Origin of the sequence: Amycolatopsis sp. NPDC051758, assembly GCF_044453095.1 — a bacterium.
Classification (GTDB): domain Bacteria; phylum Actinomycetota; class Actinomycetes; order Mycobacteriales; family Pseudonocardiaceae; genus Amycolatopsis.
Genome location: NZ_JBITCJ010000008.1, coordinates 469,712 through 483,867 on the forward strand (window position 1 = coordinate 469,712; position 14,156 = coordinate 483,867).

Consider the following 14,156-nt stretch of genomic DNA (forward strand, 5'->3'; position numbering starts at 1 on the left):
GGTCACCACCTCGCCGTGTTCGGCTCGAAGCCCTCGACGTACTTGCGCATGTAGGTCACGTCGTCCCGCTTGGTCAGTCCACATCGGACGTAGTTCTCGTGCAGCCGGGCCAGCGCGTCCTCGTCCAGCTTGACGCCGAGGCCCGGGGTCGACGGCACCGCGACGGCGCCCTCCCGGAACTCCAGCACACCCGGCTCGATGACGTCCTCGACCTTCCACGGCCAGTGCGTGTCGCAGGCGTAGGTCAGGTGCGGGGTCGCCGCGGCGACCTGCACCATCGCGGCCAGGCTGATGCCGAGGTGGCTGTTGGAGTGCATCGACAGGCCGACGCCGAAGCTCTCGCACGTCGTCGACAGCGACTGCGTCGCGCGCAGGCCGCCCCAGAAGTGGTGGTCCGAGAGCAGCACGCCGATCGCGCGCGCCCGGAAGCCCGGCTCGATGTCGCCGAAGTTCACCACGCACATGTTGGTGGCCAGGGGCATCGACGCCACCTCGGCCACCTGGGCCATGCCGTTGATGCCCGGCGTCGGGTCTTCGAGGTACTCCAGGACACCGTCCAGTTCGGACGCGACCCGGATGCCGGTCTCGACCGTCCACGCGCCGTTCGGGTCGATCCGCAGCGGGTGTCCGGGGAACGCCTCGGCCAGCGCGCGGATCCCGTCGACCTCCCGGTCCGGCTCGAACACCCCGCCCTTGAGCTTGATCGAGCGGAAGCCGTACTCGTCGATCATCCGCTTCGCCGACCCGACCAGCGTCTCCGGCGTGGTGATCTCGCCCCAGGAGTCCTCACGGCCGTCGACGTGCTTGCCGTACTTGTAGAACAGGTACGCGGAGAACTCGACGGCGTCGCGGGCCTTGCCGCCGAGCAGGTCGGTGATCGGGCGGCCGAGGTACTGCCCTTGCGCGTCCAGGCAGGCGACCTCGAACAGCGAGTAGACGCTCGCGACGGTCTTGCGGATCGAGAACCCGCCGATCAGCCCGTGGGCGTCGGTCAGGACCGTGCCCGACAACGCCTGCGCGACCAGCCGCTGCAGGCCGGGCAGGTCGAAGACGTCGTGGCCGCGCAGCTGCGGCAGCACCTTGCGCATCTCGCTGAGGAACGCGTTGTCGCCGTAGGACTCGCCGAGCCCGACTATGCCGTCTTCGCACTTGACCTGCACGACGCTGCGCAGCGCGAACGGCTCGTGCACGCCCATGACGTTGAGCAGCGGCGGGTCGGCGAACGCGACCGGCGTCAGCACCACATCGAGGATCTTCATCAGCCCAGCGCCTTCAGCGTGACGAAGCCGTCCTCCACGATCTTCTCGAGCCGGTGGATCTGCTCCGGCGTCGGCTCGACCAGCGGCGGCCGGACCGGGCCGACCTTGTCACCACGCAGCCGGGCGGCGGCCTTCACCAGCGAGACGGCGAACCCGGGCGTCTCGTCCCGCAGCGCCACCAGCGGCAGGTAGAACCCGGTCAGCAGCGCGTCCATCACGCGGGTGTCGCCCTCGCCGAGCGCGCGGTGGAAGCGGTGCGCGATCTCGGGCGCGAAGCAGTGCACGGCCGACGAGTAGCGGGCGACGCCGATCGAGGCGTACGCCTTGGCCGAGACCTCCGCGGTCGGCAAGCCGTTGAAGAACAGGAAGTTCCGCGCCCGCTCGGTGTCCAGCGCCCGGATCGTGGTGACGATCCGAGTCATCACCTCGACGTCGCCGTAGCCGTCCTTGAGGCCCACGATCGAGGGAATCTCGAGCAGCGAAGCCGCGGCCGGCGCGGTGAACACCCCGGTGCCGCGGTGGTAGACGATCACCGGCACCGAAGAGTCACCGACGGCGTACCGGACGAAGTCGACCAGGCCCGCCTGCGGCCCGGAGACCAGGTACGGCGGCAGCAGCAGGACGCCGTCCGCACCCCCGGCCTGGGCCGCCGCGATGCCGGCCCGCGCCGCCGCCGCGCCGCCCCCGGCACCCACCCAGACCGGGACGCGGCCGGCGGCCACCTCACGGGACCGGGTGAGCACCGAGGCGTGCTCGGCGGGCGAGAGCGAGCTGAACTCGCCGGTGCCGCACGCGACGAACAGCGCACCGGCGCCCGCCGCGATGTGGCTCTCCACGTTCTCCGCGAGCGCGTCGAGGTTGACCTCGAGGTCCTCGGTGAACGGGGTGAGGGGGAACGCCAGCAGGCCGTCCAGCTCGATCTCGTTCTGTGCCATCAGTTTCTGCTCTCTCGTCCTTTTTCGGGTTCGGCCGGGTAAGGCCAACGTCAGGCGGGCACGGTCGTGCCTTCCTTCTTTCGGTCGACGTCGTCGTCGGTGTTCACGGTGTCGACGATCTCATCGGCGACCGCGCTGCGCTCGGGCGCGATCAGGCCGAGGCCGACGAACAGGGCGAGCGAGACCAGGATCGGCGTCGCGACGAGCACCGTCTGGTTCGCGTTGAAGACGTAGTAACAGAGACCGTAGGCGATCAGGCCGCCCGCCCAGGAGACCAGCGCCGCGCGCGGGCCGCACTTGCGGAACCACGGCAGCATCCCGAGCAGCAGCGGGATGGAGATCGGGCCCATCAGCGCGGCGACCCAGTTGACGACGATCTGCAGCACTCCGCCGAGGTTCTGGGCCTGCGTCGCCACCAGCATGGTCAGCGCGACGAACACGACCGTGGTGATCCGCGCCGCCTTCAAGCCCTGGGTGTCGGTCCACTGCCGGGTGCGGCGGACCATCGCCGGGATCATGTCGCGGGTGATCACCGCGGAGATCGCGTTGGCGTCCGAGGACACCATCGCCATGGTGTGCGAGAAGATCCCCGCCAGCACCAGGCCGACCAGGCCCGGCGGCAGGAACGTCGTGGTCATGATCGCGTAGGACTGCGTCGGGTCCTTGATGCCGGGGATGAGCAGCGGTGCGGCGAACATCGGGAACATCAGCACCAGCGGCCACAAAAGGTACAGCGCCGACGAAAGCCGCGCGCCGCGCCGGGCCTCGTGGGTGTTCGGCGCCGCCATGTAGCGCTGCGCCAGGTTCCACATGCCTCCGTTGTAGTCCAGCGTCTTCACCAGCACGTAGACCAGCAGGAAGATGGTGGTGTACTTGGACGTCACCGGGTCGACGTGGTTCTCGGGCAGCTTGTCCCACATCGTCCAGAGCGCGGAGATGCCGCCCAGCTTGCCGAGCACCACGACGATCATCACGATCGCGGCGATGCCCTGGATGACGAACTGGCCGAAGTCGGTGAGCGCGTCGGCCCACAGGCCGCCGATGGTGCAGTAGACGAGGGTGACCGCGCCGGTGATCAGGATGCCGAGGTTGTAGTCCAGCCCGGCGAACACATGCAGCAGCGTCGCGACGGCGAACCACTTGGCCGCGATGTCGAAGATCTTCAGCAGGCTGCCGCTCCAGGCGAGCGCCTGCTGCGTCGGCACGTTGTACCGCTTGGCCAGGTACTCCAGCGGCGAGGCGACACCGAGCTTCGAGCGCAGCCGGTTCCAGCGGGCGGCGAACAGCCAGCTGCCGATGCCCACGCCGATGCCGATGCTGGCGAAGCCCCAGAAGTACACGGTGACGCCGCTCGTGTACGCGACGCCCGCGTACGCGACGAAGAGCACCGCGCTGTAGCCGGACATGTGGTGCGAGATGCCCGCCAGCCACCACGGCATCTTGCCGCCGGCCGTGAAGAAGTCCTTCACGTCGCTGACCCGTTTGTGCGACCACCAGCCGATCACGATCATCAGCGCGAAATACGCGCAGACCATCGCCCAGTCGAGTACGTGCACCGCAGGCTCCTTTCCGCGTCCACAGTGATGCGGTTCCCGAAGGAGGTGTTCACATCCATGAACGGAGTCTGTTATAGTGATTATGTTCATCCATAAGAACGTTGTTCGGGACGCTAATATGGCCGGAGTCACAAGTCAACGGCCGGACGGAGGCACACAAATGCCGCAAAAGGTGGACAACCCGGCGGTGACCGACGGTGCCCCCGCCGAGTCCTCGGGAGTGAAGTCCGCGCGCCGCGCGGTGGACCTCATCGAGACCTTCGCGGCGAACGACGTCTGGCTGTCCCTGTCCGACCTCCACGCGCGCACGGGCTTCCCGCGCTCGTCACTGCACGGGCTCTTGCGGACCCTCCTGGAAGCGGGCTGGCTGGAGGCGGACGCCAACACCGCCCGCTACCGCCTGGGCGTCCGCGCGCTGATCTGCGGCACGGCGTACCTGGACCGTGACGCCGTCGTCCCGTTCGCCACCGAGGCGCTGGAGCGGATCCGGGAGAAGACCGGCTTCACCGCGCACTTCGCGCGCCGCAACGCCACCGAGGTCGTCTACCTGGAGACGCGGGAGTCGCAGCGTTCGACGCACCTCGTCTCGCGCGTCGGGCGCACGCTGCCCACGCACGCGACCGCGCTGGGCAAGGCGCTGCTGGCCGAGCTGACGCACGACGAGATCGAGGCGCTGATGCCGGCGACGCTCACCGCGCTGACCCCGAACACGATCACCTCGCTCGAAGCCCTGCACGCCGAGTGCGCCGCGACCCGCGAGCGTGGCTACGCCGCCGAGATCGAGGAAGGCACGCTGGGCGTCCGCTGCGTCGCCGCGGTGATCCCGTACCGGATCCCGGGCACCGACGCGATCAGCTGCTCGATGCCCATCGCCCAGGTGACCGACGCCGACGCCCAGCGTGTCGGCGAGCTGCTCGCCGAAACCACCGCCGAGCTCGGGCAGCAGCTGCGCCGGGCCGGCATCCGCTAGCCGCCGCCCTTACTGGAAGGAACTCCATGACGGACCAGCGTGTGCTCATCACCGGGTCGGCGGGTGTCGTCGGCACCCTGATGCGCCCCCGCCTGAAGCGCGACGGCCGCGTGCTGCGCCTGCTCGACCTGGCGCCGCAGACGGCGTCGGACGCCTCCGAGGAGGTCGTGACGGGGTCGGTCACCGACCCGGAGGCGATGGCCGCGGCCTGCGAAGGTGTCGACGCGCTGATCCACCTCGGCGGGCACAGCCGCGAGAACTCGTGGGAAGCCACCCTCGACGTCAACATCAACGGGACGCAGACGGTGCTGGAAGCGGCACGGGCGGCGGGGATTTCGCGGGTGATCCTGGCTTCCAGCAATCACGCGGTCGGCTTTCGCCGCAACGACTCCGATCTCCCGGCGGACTCTTCACCGCGCCCGGACACGTACTACGGCGTCAGCAAGGCGGCGATCGAGGCGCTGGGGAGCCTGTACCACTCGCGGTTCGGGATGGACGTCATCGTCATCCGGATCGGCTCGTGCTTCGAGACTCCGTTGCCGCTGGGCCCGCGCGGCTTGACTACGTGGCTGTCGCCGGACGACGGCGCCCGGCTGTTCGAGGCCTGTCTCTCCGCGCCGTCGCCGGGGTACCGGCTGATCTGGGGCGTCTCGGACAACACGCGCCGGATCTACTCCCTCGAGGAAGCCGAAGCGCTGGGCTACAAGTCCCTGGACGACGCCGAGGTGTACGCGGATCAACTGGCTTCCCGGCCCGCGCCGACCGGAGCCGCGGCGGAGTACGTCGGCGGCCCGTTCTGCACCGCTCCCCTGGGCGTCTTCAACCCGCTCTGACGGTCTTACGGAAGCCGCGAAGGTACTAGTACCTTCGCGGCTTCCTCGTCTCTTCGGGCGAAGCCAGGCTGACGCCATGATCTTGAAATCCCGCCGCGCGCGGAAGTGGACGATCGTCGTGGCGTGTGCGTTGGTCGTCGTCCTCGCCGGTGCGTTCACGCTGTTCCAGGTGTCGAAGTCGCCGACCTTCCAGTTCTTCGGCACGCTCGTGAACCGGGTCGAGACCACCGAGAAGGTCGTCGCCCTGACCTTCGACGACGGGCCCGACCCCGCGGGCGCGCACGCCATCCTGGACACCCTGAAGAGCCGTCAGGTGCCCGCGACCTTCTTCCTCATCGGGCGGGACATCGCGGCGCACCCCGGCCTCGCGCACGACATCGCCGCCGCGGGCCACGAAATCGGCAACCACAGCTTCTCGCACGACCGGATGATCGGCGTGACACCCGCCTGGGTCGCCGACGAGGTCGAGGCCACCGACGCGCTCATCCGCACCACCGGTTACACCGGCGACATCCTGTTCCGCCCGCCGAACGGCAAGAAGCTCTTCGCCCTGCCCCATTACCTGGCCGAGCACAACCGCACCACGATCACCTGGGACGTCGAGCCGGACTCCGAGGGCATCCCGGACGCCGCGACCGTCGAGCGCACCACGCTGGACCAGGTCCGGCCCGGTTCGATCGTGGTGCTGCACGGCATGTACGCCTCGCGTGCGCAGACCCGGCAGGCGATCGGGCCGATCCTCGACGGGCTCAAGCAGCGCGGCTACCGGTTCGTGACCGTGTCGCAGCTGCTGGCAGCCCGACACTGACGACCCACTCGCCGTCCCGCGGCCCGTGCGTCAGGACTCCCCCGGCCGCCGCGGCCTGCTCCGCGAGCCCGGCCAGGCCGTAACCCCCGCCCGCGCGCGGATTGCCCTTGAGCGGGTTGCGCGCGGTGATCGTCAGCCGGTCCCCCACGTCGACCTCCACCCGCAACCGGACACCAGGACCGTTGTGCCGCAACGCGTTCACCGCCGCCTCGGCGACGAACCGTTCGGCCAGCTCAAGGATCGGACGCGGCAGCGCGGGCAGCAGCGGGTCGCGGTCGAGGACCAGGCCCGCCGTCCGCAGCCGGGCGAGGACCTCGGCGAGGTCCGGGGCGCGGTCGGAATCCGCCCGCAGGTCGTCGAGCGTGCGGCGGACCAGCGTCAGCGCGCCGCGACCGGCAGCCAGCAACGTGTCGAGCCGCTCGCGATCGGCTTCGGTCAGGTCGCCGACCGCGCGCAGAGTCTCCGCCTGCACCAGCATCACGGCCGTGGTCTGGGCGAGCGTGTCGTGCAGCCGCCGCGCCGCGCGCTCGGCCCGGTCCGCGAGCGCACGACGGCGTTCCGCGCCGAGCAGCCAGGCAACTGCGCAGATCGTGACGGCCAGGACCGTGCCGTCGAGCGGCCCCTTCGCGGGAAAGACGGCGCCGCCGATCACGAGCGCCGCCGCGGCCGCGAGCCATCGCTGCGGTGTGCTGTAGAGCGCGAGCAGCACCGGCACGTACATCGTGTTGCGCGGCTGGTCGAGCAGCAGGTGCCCGGCCGTCGCGAGGGTGACGACCACCAGCACGGCCGCGGGCGCTCGGCGTGACCACAGCAGCGGCACCAGCTGCACCGCGCCGAGCAGCGCCGCGACCCAGCCCTGGTGCGGGGTCCAGGCGCCGCCGGCGAGGAACACCGCTGCGGCTGCGGCCGTCGTGACGAGGGACTGACGCATGGGGCCGACAGTAGAGTGCGGGCATGATCCGGGTTCAGGTCGTCGACGACCACGCGCTCGTGCGCGAGGGGATCGCGCTGATCCTGGACGCGCAGCCGGACCTCGACGTCGTCGCGCAGTACCCGAGCGGGCCGGAGCTGCTCGCCTCGGCCGTCGAGGCCGACGTGGTGCTGCTCGACCTTTACCTGCCCGGCATGGACGGCCTCGAGGTCCTGCGCCGGCTGGGGCCCGCCTCACCGCGGGTGCTGATGCTGACCACCGTCGGCCGCCCCCGCGAGATCCGCGAGGCCCTGCGCTCGGGCGCCGCCGGGTTCGTGCTGAAGGACTCCTCGGGTGACGAGCTCGCGGCCGCCGTCCGGGCCGCCCACCAGGGTGTGACCGCGCTGAGCCCGGCGGTGGCGTCGGCGCTGAGCGCGGGCGGCGCGCTGACCCCGCGCGAGCGCGACGTGCTGGAGCTGCTCGGCGAAGGACTGTCCAATCGGGACATCGCCGGGCGGCTGCGGCTGGCCGAGCGCACGGTCAAGGTGCACGTCGGCAACGTGCTGACGAAGCTCGGGGTCACCAGCCGCACCCAGGCGGCGCTCGTGGCGAAGGACCGTTGAGTGGACTGGCTGGCACCCTGGTGCGTCGAGCACCTCGGCGCCGGGCCGGCCGAGGTGCTGTTCGAGCGGACATCCCTTTCGGCGGTGGTCGGGCTGCGGCTGGCCGACGGGCGAGAGGTCGTCGTGAAGGCGCGCGAGGACGACGGCCGGGCCGATTCGTGTGTCGCCGCGCAGGCCCGGCTCGCGGAGCGGGGGTTCCCGTGCGCCCGGCCGATCACACCCGTGACCATCGTCGACGCGCTGGCTGTGCACGCCGAAGAGTCCTTGCCCGGTGGGGAAATGCTGCGCGGCGACTCGCCGGACGTCGCCGTGCGCTGTGCAAAGGTGTTCGCCCGGCTGATGGCCGAGCTGGCCTACGTGACCGTCGCGCCGCCGCTGCCCAATCCACGCTGGGCGCGCTGGGACCACCAGGATCCCGGGCTGTGGCCCGCGATCGGGTTCCTCGACGAGCGAGACCAGCGCGCCGTGCCCGCGCACGTCGTCGACACCGCCCGCCGGGCTCGTAAGCGGTTGCTGGCCACCGACCTGCCGTGCGTGCTGGGCCACGCCGACTTCGAAGCCCAGAACCTCCGCTGGCAGGACGGCGAAGTGCTGGCCGTGCACGATTGGGACAGCCTGGCCTGGCAACCGGAAGCAGCACTCGTGGGGGCAGCTTCCGGAGCGTTCGCCAGTGCCACGCCGCCGACCTTGCCCCCGATCGAGAGCTCCGAAGCTTTCCTGACGGCCTACCAGGACCTCCGGGGCCGCCGGTTCACCACGGAGGAGCAGGAAATCGCCTGGGCGGCCAGCCTGTGGACGGCCGCCCACAACGCTCGCTGGGAAGCCCTGCACGGTGATCCCCCGGTGTCCGGTGAAGCCGTCCGCGCCCAGGCCGCCGAACGCCTCCGCCGCGCGGGCGCCTGACCGGCCTTGTACAACCCGTGTACGGGCCCGGCTTAGCGTCGCGCGGCATGTCGAAGAAACTGCTCTCGCTGGGCGTGTTCGCCGCCCTCGCGGCCAGTACCCTCACCACGACCGACGCCGCAGCGGCCACGAAGACCTATTACGTCGACCAGACGCTCGGCAGCGACAGCGCGGCCGGGACGTCGCAGGCCGCACCGTGGAAGTCCCTGGCCAAGGTCGCCGCGACCACGCTGGCACCCGGTGACACCGTGCTGCTGCGCCGCGGCCGGACGTGGAGCGGCGGGCTGGCCGTCCGCGGCTCCGGGAGCGCCGCCGCCCCGGTGACGATCGGCGCCTACGGCGACGGCGCCCGCCCGATCGTGCAGGGCAACGAGGAAGCGTGTGTCAACCTGCCGGGCAACTACCTCTGGGTGCAGGACCTGCAGGTCGGCGTCGCGGCGGACGCCGGGCGCTGCTCCTGGGCCGGCATCGAGGTCGGCGGGGACCACAACAAGGTGCTGTCGAACCTCGTCACCGGCGCCGGCGCGGGTGTCTACATCGCGCCGTCCGCCGACGGCACCGAAGTCACCCAGAACGACCTGGTCGACAACAACCACATGACCGTCGTGACACCCGGCGGCAACGACGACTCCGGCGCGTTCGCGATCCTGGTGCAGGGCAACGGATCCGACATCGGCTGGAACCGGATCAGCGGGTCGATCGCGGTCAGCGACGACTTCGGCGGGCTCGACGGCGCCGCCGTCGAGGTGTTCTGGGGCTCGGACAACGTCATCCACCACAACATTTCCGAGGACAACGAGTCCTTCACCGAGCTGGGCACCGACGCCGACGACCCGGACGGCGTGTCCCGCAACAACGTCTATGAGTACAACGCGGTCTTCGGCGCCAAGACCCGCGGCGGCATCGTGACGCGCGGCGCCGAGGACGGCAACGGGCCGGTGACCGGCACGGTGTTCCGCAACAACTCCCTCCGGCTGAGCAACGCCGAGTCCGAGGGTTTCGTCTGCTACGGCGGCTGCACCAACCGGACGTTGACGCTGACGCAGAACGTCGTCCAGGCCGCGATGAAGATCGGGTACGCCGACGACGGCTGGACCGCGACGGACCACAACGTCTTCTTCGGCGGCCAGCAGCAGTTCACGCGGGGTGCCACGGACAAGGTCGCCGACCCGAAGTTCACCTCGGCGACGAACCTGGTCCTCAAGACCGGCAGCCCGGCGATCGGCCTCGGCACCACCAGGTACGCGGACGTCGACGTCGACGGCAACCCGGTCGGCACCCGGGTCGACGCGGGCGCCTACCAGTTCACCCCCTGACGTAGCGGGTCAGCATCGCGACCATCTCGTCCTCCAGCCGGTCGACGTCCACCGGCTCGTGGTCGGCCACGAGCTGGTGGACGACCAGCTCGACGGTCGTGACGATCAGCCGGGCCGCCGTCTCGGTGTCGGTGATCCGGACCTCGGGGTGGTCGTCCAGGAGCTCCCGCAGGTAGCCGACCAGGGACTGCTTGAGCCGTTCCACCTTCTCCAGCAGGTGCCGCGACCGCGGCGCCTGCTCCAGCAGCACGCGCAGCAGCTGCGGCTCGTCGAGGTGGGTGTTGATCGCGCCCCGGACGAAGACGCGGAAGACCTCGTCGATCGGGCCGGGCAGCCGCCCGGCCTGGATCTTCGCGGTGGCGGCCGCGCCGTCGTCGAGGTGGCGGAGCAGCAGCTCGGCCAGGATCGCGTCCTTGTTCGGGAAGTACTGGTACAGCGAGCCGATGGAGATCCCGGCCTGCTCGGCGATGCGGTTGGTGGTGCCGGCGGCGTAGCCGTGTTCGCCGAAAACGTGAGCAGCCGCGGTCAGGATCCGCTGCCGGGTCAGCTCGGCGCGGACCTGACGCGGCTGTTTACGTGGCTGGATGCGGCGCTGGTCCGACACGACGGCGCTCCCTTCCGCGCGCCTCGAAAAGCGAGTAGCGCAAGACCTGAGTATTTGCTCATAATTATGCCATGACCAGCACAAACACGCTGAGCACTCGATACCGGCGGGTCTCCATGGCCGAGGTCAGGAGCCGGCTGGGCGCCCCCGAAGAGATGATCGAGGGCAAGAAGCTCGACCACGTCGACAAGCACGCCCGCCGCTTCATCGCCCACGCTCCGTTCCTCGCACTGGCCACCGCCGACGCGACCGGCCGCACGGACTGCTCGCCCCGCGGCGACTACCCGGGTTTTGTGAAGGTCCTCGACGAGCACACGCTCGCGCTGCCCGACCGGCCCGGCAACAAGATCGCCGACTCGTTCCGCAACATCGCCGAGAACGACGGCGTCGGTCTGCTGTTCCTCATCCCCGGCATGCGGGAAACGCTGCGGGTCAACGGAAGCGCGTACGTCACCGACGACCCGGACGTGCTCGCCCGCATGCGCACCGAAGCCAAGGCGCCGATGCTGGCCATCATCGTCGAGGTCGCCGAAGCGTACTTCCACTGCGGCCGGGCGCTGCTGCGGTCGAGGCTGTGGGACCCGGCCAGCCAGGCGCTGGCCGGGGAGCTGCCGTCGGCCGGCGAGATCGTCACCGACCAGCTGGGTGTGGCCGTCGACCCGGCGGTGTTCGAGCAGCTCCTCGAAGACAGCTACCGGAAGTTGTACTGACCATGCAGAAAACGATGCTGGACCGCGTCGAGCGTGTTGCCGACGACGTCGTCTCGCTGGTGCTTCGCGGTGACGAGGGCCTGCTGGAGCCGTGGGAGCCGGGCGCGCACATCGACCTCGCGCTGCCGAACTGGCTGACGCGGCAGTACTCGCTGTGCGGTGACCCCGGTGACCTGTCCGCCTACCGGATCGCGGTCCGGCTCGACCCGCTGAGCCGGGGCGGCTCGGAGTACGTCCACTGGTACCTGCGCCCGGGCCGGACCCTCGAAGTCTCCTCGCCGCGCAACCACTTCCCGCTCGTGCCGGCGCCGGAGTACCTGTTCCTGGCCGGCGGCATCGGGATCACGCCGATGGTGCCGATGCTGCGGGCGGCCGTCTCCGCCGGGGCCGCCGCGTCGCTGGTCTACGTGGGACGGTCGGCGTCGACCATGCCGTTCGCCGCGGAACTCCGCGCCACGTACGGCGAACGTGTGCGGCTGTTCGACCACGGACGGCCGGATCTCGCCACCTTGGCGGTGGGGCCGGAGGCGGAGGTCTACTGCTGTGGACCGGCGTCGATGCTCAGCGCGGCCGAAGCGATCTTCCCGCGGCTGCACACCGAACGCTTCCAGCCGACCCAGCGCGTCTTCGGGCCCGACACGGCGTTCGAGGTCGTCTGCGGCCGCTCCGGGCAGACGCTCCAGGTCCCGGCCGACGAATCCCTGCTCGACGTGCTGAACCACGCGGGACGACCGGTGCCTTCGGGCTGCCGCGAAGGCGTCTGCGGCAGTTGTGAGCTTTCGGTGCTGGACGGCGAGCCCGAGCACCGCGACGACATCGGCGCCCCGGCGGGCCGGATGTACCCCTGCGTGTCGCGGGCGCGGTCACCCCGGCTCGTGCTGGACGTCTGATGATCCCGAAGGTGCGCCGTGCGAAGACGCGGCGGATGATCACGCTCGAAGTCCTGGCGAACACCGCGCCGAGCCCGGCGTTCCGCACCGTCACCCTCGGCGGGCCGCAGCTGGCGGAGTTCGAGCCCGTCGGCGACGACCAGGCCGTCCGGCTGTTCTTCCCGCGCGCCGGGCAGGACCGGCTGCGGATGCCGACCCTCGACAACGAGGGCTGGATGGCCGAGGTGCTGATGATGCCGAAGAGCCGCCGCCCGTGGGTCCGCAACTACACGATCCGGCGCGCGCGTCCCGGCGAGATCGACATCGAGTTCGCACTGCACGACGGCGACGCCCCGGCCGCCGACTGGGCCCGGAGCGCCCGCCCGGGTGATCCGGCGGGAGTTTTCGACCTCGGCGTGAGCTACCTGCCGCCGTCCGAAGTGGCCTGGCAGCTGCTCGCCGGGGACGAAAGCGCGTTGCCTGCGGTGCTGGCGATCCTCGAAAACGCTCCCGCCGACCTGCGGGCGGAGGTGTTCCTGGAGGTGCCGTCGCGATCGGACGTCCGGGCGGTCCAGGCTCCGGTCGGGGTGCGGGTGCACTGGCTGCCGCGGCTCCGGCCCGGCCGCCCGGGCGCGCTCGCGCTGGCGGCGGTCCGGGAGGCCGACCTGCCTGCCGGGCGCGCGTACGCGTGGGTCGCCGGCGAAGCCGCGCTGGCCACGGGAGTGCGACGTCACCTCGTGCGCGACCGCGGCTGGCCGAAGCCGGACATCGCGTTCCTCGGCTACTGGCGCCACGGCCGATCGTCGCCGGGCTGACCTGGAGGGTCGGCTCGCGTACCGGAAGGGTCGGTTCGCGTACCTGGAGGGTCGGTTCGTGAGCCGACCCTCCAGGTACGCGAGCCGACTCCCTGGGTACGCGAGCCGACCCTCCAGGTACGGGCGGCGGGTACCATCGCGGGGAGCCTCGACGTCGAGGAGGCAGGCGTGGGCGAACTCGGGCTGGCCGACACCAACGGCATCCTCGCGCTGCCCTGGGTCCGCCCCGACCGCACCAGCGCCGGCCTCGGCTGGGATCACCTCTACGTCTCTAAGCAGCGTGAACGCCCGTACCGCGCCGAGTTCGCGCCCGCGCGCAGCCACCAGCTGATCCTGCACCTCGACGGGCCGGTGACCGTCCGCCGCGGGGTCGGGACGGCGCACGAGCACAGCCGGCGGATGCCCGCGGGCGGGCTGTTCCTGCAGCCGTCGCACGCCGACCTGTCGGTCGAGCTGGGCGGTGAGCTCGACACCGTGCACGTCTACCTCGCCGACGACGCCGTGCAGGAAGCCGCGGGCGAGTACGCGCCGGTGCGGCTGGCCGAGGAGCTCGGCAGCACCGATCCCCTGCTCGAACAGCTGGTGCTCAGCCTCGACGGCGTCATCCGCGACTGGGAGCCGGCCGCCCGCACCTACGCCGACCAGCTCGGCGCGCTCGTCGCCGCGCAGCTGGTCAGAAGGCACCGCGCCGGCCGCGTCCGCGAGCCTGCCCCGGTCCGCGGCCTCTCCGACCGGCAGTTCGCGCGGGTCCGCGACCTGATGGCGGAACGCCTGGCCGAGCCGGTGCCGCTGGCCGAGCTGGCCGCGCTGGCGGGCCTGAGCGTCAGCCAGTTCTCGCGGCAGTTCAAGGCCCGTACCGGCCTCCCGCCCCACCGGTTCCTGCTGCGGCTGCGTGTCGAGCAGGCCGGGCTGCTGCTGCGCACCGGCGACGACCCGATCGCCGACATCGCCGCCCGCTGCGGCTTCTCCCACCAGGAGCACCTGACCCGCGTGCTGCGCGCCCAGCTCGGCACCACCCCGGCCGCGCTGCGCCGGGCAGGCTGAC

15 protein-coding genes are annotated in these 14,156 nt (G+C 71.0%); 10 read left to right on the plus strand and 5 right to left on the minus strand.

Annotated features, from left to right (window positions below; translation table 11 throughout):
- Positions 1–2 precede the first annotated feature (2 nt).
- Genes ACIA5G_RS35335 through ACIA5G_RS35345 form a run of 3 tightly spaced genes read right to left on the minus strand, consistent with a single transcriptional unit; the run spans position 3 to position 3,750 of the window.
- Positions 3–1,259 (minus strand): glucarate dehydratase family protein, encoded by a 1,257-nt coding sequence (locus tag ACIA5G_RS35335; protein WP_395931225.1) that lies wholly within the window; start codon positions 1,257–1,259, stop codon positions 3–5.
- Entirely contained in the window at positions 1,259–2,194 is a 936-nt protein-coding gene (locus ACIA5G_RS35340; RefSeq protein ID WP_395931227.1) for a 5-dehydro-4-deoxyglucarate dehydratase, read from the minus strand. The genes ACIA5G_RS35335 and ACIA5G_RS35340 overlap by 1 nt, the downstream gene beginning before the upstream one ends.
- Positions 2,195–2,244: 50 nt before the next feature.
- Positions 2,245–3,750: a sodium:solute symporter family protein gene (locus ACIA5G_RS35345; protein ID WP_395931229.1), complete on the minus strand. Its 1,506-nt coding sequence runs from the start codon at positions 3,748–3,750 to the stop codon at positions 2,245–2,247.
- 160 nt (positions 3,751–3,910) lie between these two features.
- On the opposite strand from ACIA5G_RS35345, the gene ACIA5G_RS35350 reads away from it, so the two are divergent.
- From ACIA5G_RS35350 to ACIA5G_RS35360, 3 genes are all read left to right on the plus strand, one after another.
- Positions 3,911–4,720 carry an IclR family transcriptional regulator gene (locus ACIA5G_RS35350; RefSeq protein ID WP_395931231.1) on the plus strand — a complete coding sequence of 270 codons (810 nt, stop codon included), beginning with the start codon at positions 3,911–3,913 and terminating at the stop codon, positions 4,718–4,720.
- A 26-nt stretch (positions 4,721–4,746) separates the two neighbouring features.
- Complete coding sequence (locus ACIA5G_RS35355) at positions 4,747–5,553, plus strand: NAD-dependent epimerase/dehydratase family protein (RefSeq protein WP_395931233.1); 807 nt, start codon at positions 4,747–4,749, stop codon at positions 5,551–5,553.
- Positions 5,554–5,629: 76 nt separating this feature from the next.
- Positions 5,630–6,361, plus strand: coding sequence for a polysaccharide deacetylase family protein (locus ACIA5G_RS35360; RefSeq protein ID WP_395931235.1), 732 nt, complete (start codon positions 5,630–5,632; stop codon positions 6,359–6,361).
- On the opposite strand, the gene ACIA5G_RS35365 is transcribed toward ACIA5G_RS35360, so the two are convergent.
- Positions 6,303–7,292 (minus strand): histidine kinase, encoded by a 990-nt coding sequence (locus ACIA5G_RS35365; protein WP_395931237.1) that lies wholly within the window; start codon positions 7,290–7,292, stop codon positions 6,303–6,305. The two genes, ACIA5G_RS35360 and ACIA5G_RS35365, sit on opposite strands and share 59 nt — an antisense overlap.
- 23 nt (positions 7,293–7,315) lie before the next feature.
- Here ACIA5G_RS35365 and ACIA5G_RS35370 point away from each other — a divergent pair, with 23 nt between their 5' ends.
- The 3 genes from ACIA5G_RS35370 to ACIA5G_RS35380 are packed head-to-tail and all read left to right on the plus strand — an operon-like array spanning position 7,316 to position 10,113.
- Complete coding sequence (locus tag ACIA5G_RS35370) at positions 7,316–7,894, plus strand: LuxR C-terminal-related transcriptional regulator (RefSeq protein ID WP_395931239.1); 579 nt, start codon at positions 7,316–7,318, stop codon at positions 7,892–7,894.
- On the plus strand, positions 7,895–8,797 hold the full coding sequence (locus tag ACIA5G_RS35375; RefSeq protein WP_395931241.1) for a hypothetical protein: 903 nt from the start codon (positions 7,895–7,897) through the stop codon (positions 8,795–8,797).
- A 47-nt stretch (positions 8,798–8,844) separates the two neighbouring features.
- Complete coding sequence (locus ACIA5G_RS35380) at positions 8,845–10,113, plus strand: right-handed parallel beta-helix repeat-containing protein (RefSeq protein WP_395931243.1); 1,269 nt, start codon at positions 8,845–8,847, stop codon at positions 10,111–10,113.
- Here ACIA5G_RS35380 and ACIA5G_RS35385 read toward each other — a convergent pair.
- Positions 10,103–10,717 carry a TetR/AcrR family transcriptional regulator gene (locus tag ACIA5G_RS35385; RefSeq protein ID WP_395931245.1) on the minus strand — a complete coding sequence of 205 codons (615 nt, stop codon included), beginning with the start codon at positions 10,715–10,717 and terminating at the stop codon, positions 10,103–10,105. The two genes, ACIA5G_RS35380 and ACIA5G_RS35385, sit on opposite strands and share 11 nt — an antisense overlap.
- A gap of 71 nt (positions 10,718–10,788) precedes the next feature.
- Here ACIA5G_RS35385 and ACIA5G_RS35390 point away from each other — a divergent pair, with 71 nt between their 5' ends.
- The 4 genes from ACIA5G_RS35390 (at position 10,789) to ACIA5G_RS35405 (ending at position 14,155) form a co-directional block, all read left to right on the plus strand.
- A complete protein-coding gene (locus ACIA5G_RS35390) occupies positions 10,789–11,427 on the plus strand; it encodes a pyridoxamine 5'-phosphate oxidase family protein (protein ID WP_395931247.1) in 639 nt (212 codons plus the stop codon).
- Positions 11,428–11,429: 2 nt separating this feature from the next.
- Positions 11,430–12,317: a PDR/VanB family oxidoreductase gene (locus tag ACIA5G_RS35395; RefSeq protein WP_395931249.1), complete on the plus strand. Its 888-nt coding sequence runs from the start codon at positions 11,430–11,432 to the stop codon at positions 12,315–12,317.
- Positions 12,317–13,111, plus strand: coding sequence for a siderophore-interacting protein (locus tag ACIA5G_RS35400; protein ID WP_395931251.1), 795 nt, complete (start codon positions 12,317–12,319; stop codon positions 13,109–13,111). Before ACIA5G_RS35395 ends, ACIA5G_RS35400 begins: the two co-directional genes overlap by 1 nt.
- A gap of 168 nt (positions 13,112–13,279) precedes the next feature.
- Complete coding sequence (locus ACIA5G_RS35405; protein ID WP_395931253.1) at positions 13,280–14,155, plus strand: helix-turn-helix domain-containing protein; 876 nt, start codon at positions 13,280–13,282, stop codon at positions 14,153–14,155.
- Position 14,156 lies beyond the last annotated feature (1 nt).

Coding starts and splice junctions, on each gene's coding strand:
- ACIA5G_RS35335 (WP_395931225.1), bottom strand. CDS start 1,259: ATGAAGATCCTCGATGTGGTGCTGACGCCGGTCGCGTTCGCCGACCCG.
- ACIA5G_RS35340 (WP_395931227.1), bottom strand. CDS start 2,194: ATGGCACAGAACGAGATCGAGCTGGACGGCCTGCTGGCGTTCCCCCTC.
- ACIA5G_RS35350 (WP_395931231.1), top strand. CDS start 3,911: ATGCCGCAAAAGGTGGACAACCCGGCGGTGACCGACGGTGCCCCCGCC.
- ACIA5G_RS35355 (WP_395931233.1), top strand. CDS start 4,747: ATGACGGACCAGCGTGTGCTCATCACCGGGTCGGCGGGTGTCGTCGGC.
- ACIA5G_RS35360 (WP_395931235.1), top strand. CDS start 5,630: ATGATCTTGAAATCCCGCCGCGCGCGGAAGTGGACGATCGTCGTGGCG.
- ACIA5G_RS35365 (WP_395931237.1), bottom strand. CDS start 7,292: ATGCGTCAGTCCCTCGTCACGACGGCCGCAGCCGCAGCGGTGTTCCTC.
- ACIA5G_RS35370 (WP_395931239.1), top strand. CDS start 7,316: ATGATCCGGGTTCAGGTCGTCGACGACCACGCGCTCGTGCGCGAGGGG.
- ACIA5G_RS35380 (WP_395931243.1), top strand. CDS start 8,845: ATGTCGAAGAAACTGCTCTCGCTGGGCGTGTTCGCCGCCCTCGCGGCC.
- ACIA5G_RS35390 (WP_395931247.1), top strand. CDS start 10,789: ATGACCAGCACAAACACGCTGAGCACTCGATACCGGCGGGTCTCCATG.
- ACIA5G_RS35395 (WP_395931249.1), top strand. CDS start 11,430: ATGCAGAAAACGATGCTGGACCGCGTCGAGCGTGTTGCCGACGACGTC.
- ACIA5G_RS35400 (WP_395931251.1), top strand. CDS start 12,317: ATGATCCCGAAGGTGCGCCGTGCGAAGACGCGGCGGATGATCACGCTC.